General features: G+C 50.9%; 1 protein-coding gene and 8 tRNA genes. All 9 read right to left on the bottom strand.

Features of this window, described 5'->3' with window-relative positions:
• Window positions 1–187: 187 nt before the first annotated feature.
• Entirely contained in the window at window positions 188–853 is a 666-nt protein-coding gene (locus KI367_RS26580) for a BofC C-terminal domain-containing protein (RefSeq protein ID WP_246537350.1), read from the bottom strand.
• Window positions 854–954: 101 nt separating this feature from the next.
• Window positions 955–1,028 (bottom strand) — tRNA-Pro (locus tag KI367_RS26585).
• A 13-nt stretch (window positions 1,029–1,041) separates the two neighbouring features.
• A tRNA-Leu gene (locus KI367_RS26590) sits at window positions 1,042–1,121 on the bottom strand.
• Between the two features lie 8 nt (window positions 1,122–1,129).
• Window positions 1,130–1,203, bottom strand: a tRNA-Arg gene (locus tag KI367_RS26595).
• Between the two features lie 6 nt (window positions 1,204–1,209).
• Window positions 1,210–1,284 (bottom strand) — tRNA-Gly (locus KI367_RS26600).
• A 15-nt stretch (window positions 1,285–1,299) separates the two neighbouring features.
• Window positions 1,300–1,375, bottom strand: a tRNA-Lys gene (locus tag KI367_RS26605).
• Window positions 1,376–1,423: 48 nt separating this feature from the next.
• A tRNA-Asp gene (locus KI367_RS26610) sits at window positions 1,424–1,500 on the bottom strand.
• Window positions 1,501–1,573: 73 nt separating this feature from the next.
• Window positions 1,574–1,647: transfer RNA gene (locus KI367_RS26615), tRNA-Met, on the bottom strand.
• A 31-nt stretch (window positions 1,648–1,678) separates the two neighbouring features.
• Window positions 1,679–1,754: transfer RNA gene (locus tag KI367_RS26620), tRNA-Val, on the bottom strand.
• Between the last annotated feature and the right edge of the window lie 38 nt (window positions 1,755–1,792).

Raw genomic sequence — 1,792 nt, forward strand, 5'->3', positions numbered from 1 at the left:
CTTTTGCCTCCGGCTTCCTTCGGATTCTGCCTCGCGGCAGACACCCTTGCCCTTGGCTAACGGTAGGCGCTCGCCAGCCCCCGTTCGGGACTTTCACCCTAGAGATGACGCCCATGCTGGGCGTACCGACAAAAGGATCCCGAATGTCATCCTGACATAAGGGATCCTTTTCTTTTAGCATCGGCCGTCATCCTTCACGCGCGTAATCGCTGAACGTGGACAGGACGCTGTTATATTCGTCGATGTCTTGAATGCGAATGCCGTCATACAAATGTCTTAACGCATCGTCCGGCAAGGAAGACTCCATGGAGTTGATATCCAGCTGAAAAAACGTCTTAATGACTTTCTCCTGTTCGGGCGGACCGTCAAACAAAGACAAATTGCCGTCCTTGTCCAAACTCATGTAGGCCCGTTGTTTGCAGGCCGGCGAAAGATCATGAATCGTTTCGTTCAAAACGACTTTGCCCTGCCCCTCAAATTGTCCCTTCCAGGACGGGTGTTCATTCAGCAAATTATATATTTCATCCACGTTCAGCTTGCCTAACGACCGTTCCTCTTCGCCGCAAACATAACTGTGGCGGACGACCACCTCATTAATTTGCTTGGATTTGTTAAGCAGTTTCCAAAAGTTCGAATCCTCCGGATCGCTCATCCCTTCGGATTGCTGATAATATTGAAGCGTTTCTATGGCCACTGGCGGTTTGGAGCTTAGCAAGCTTTGTACCTTGTCCGGCAAATACATGCTGACCCACACGATCGCGATCAACAGCGAAGATAACCCTAACGTTAACGACCGGCGTTTCAAACGCCGCCACTGCTTTTGCAGTTGTTTCTTGATCCGAGTTGCATTCACGATAATCCCCTTCTATTCCCTGTCTTTTTCTTTTATTGTGACCTGGGGATTACATATTTATACAGCAAAAAAGCCACCGAAAATTTCGATGGCTTCCGTGATCGGGATGACACGATTCGAACATGCGACCCCCTGGTCCCAAACCAGGTGCTCTACCAAGCTGAGCTACATCCCGTTATGAAATTGAATGCCGGTGAAGGGACTCGAACCCCCACGGTTTCCCTCACGATTTTGAGTCGCGCGCGTCTGCCAATTCCGCCACACCGGCTTATAAAACGCGCCCTAAGAGATTCGAACTCCTGACCTTTTGATTCGTAGTCAAACGCTCTATCCAGCTGAGCTAAGGGCGCAAATATTGGAGCGGACGACGGGAATCGAACCCGCGACCCTCGCCTTGGCAAGGCGATGCTCTACCGCTGAGCCACGTCCGCAAGTGAAAGTAAAACTGGTGAGCCATGAAGGACTCGAACCTTCGACACCCTGATTAAAAGTCAGGTGCTCTACCAACTGAGCTAATGGCTCTCACTTTGTTTGAATCGTTCCAAGAATCATTCCTGAAGCGAAGTAAAATGGCGGAACCGACGGGATTCGAACCCGCGATCTCCTGCGTGACAGGCAGGCATGTTAGGCCTCTACACCACGGTTCCACGGCCTTGAATAATTCTCCTGCAAAGGATCTGCAATATGTTACGAAACATATGTAGACTTTTTGGAGATAAATTGCGGGGGCAGGATTTGAACCTGCGGCCTTCGGGTTATGAGCCCGACGAGCTACCGGACTGCTCCACCCCGCGTCATTATGAATCCTCGTTAATGAGGATGATATGGTGGAGACTGAGGGGATCGAACCCCCGACCCTCTGCTTGTAAGGCAGATGCTCTCCCAGCTGAGCTAAGTCTCCATGGTGACCCGTAGGGGATTCGAACCCCTGTTACCTCC

Origin of the sequence: Paenibacillus cookii (genome assembly GCF_018333375.1) — a bacterium.
In the GTDB taxonomy this organism is placed as follows: Bacteria; Bacillota; Bacilli; order Paenibacillales; family Paenibacillaceae; genus Paenibacillus_AQ; species Paenibacillus_AQ cookii.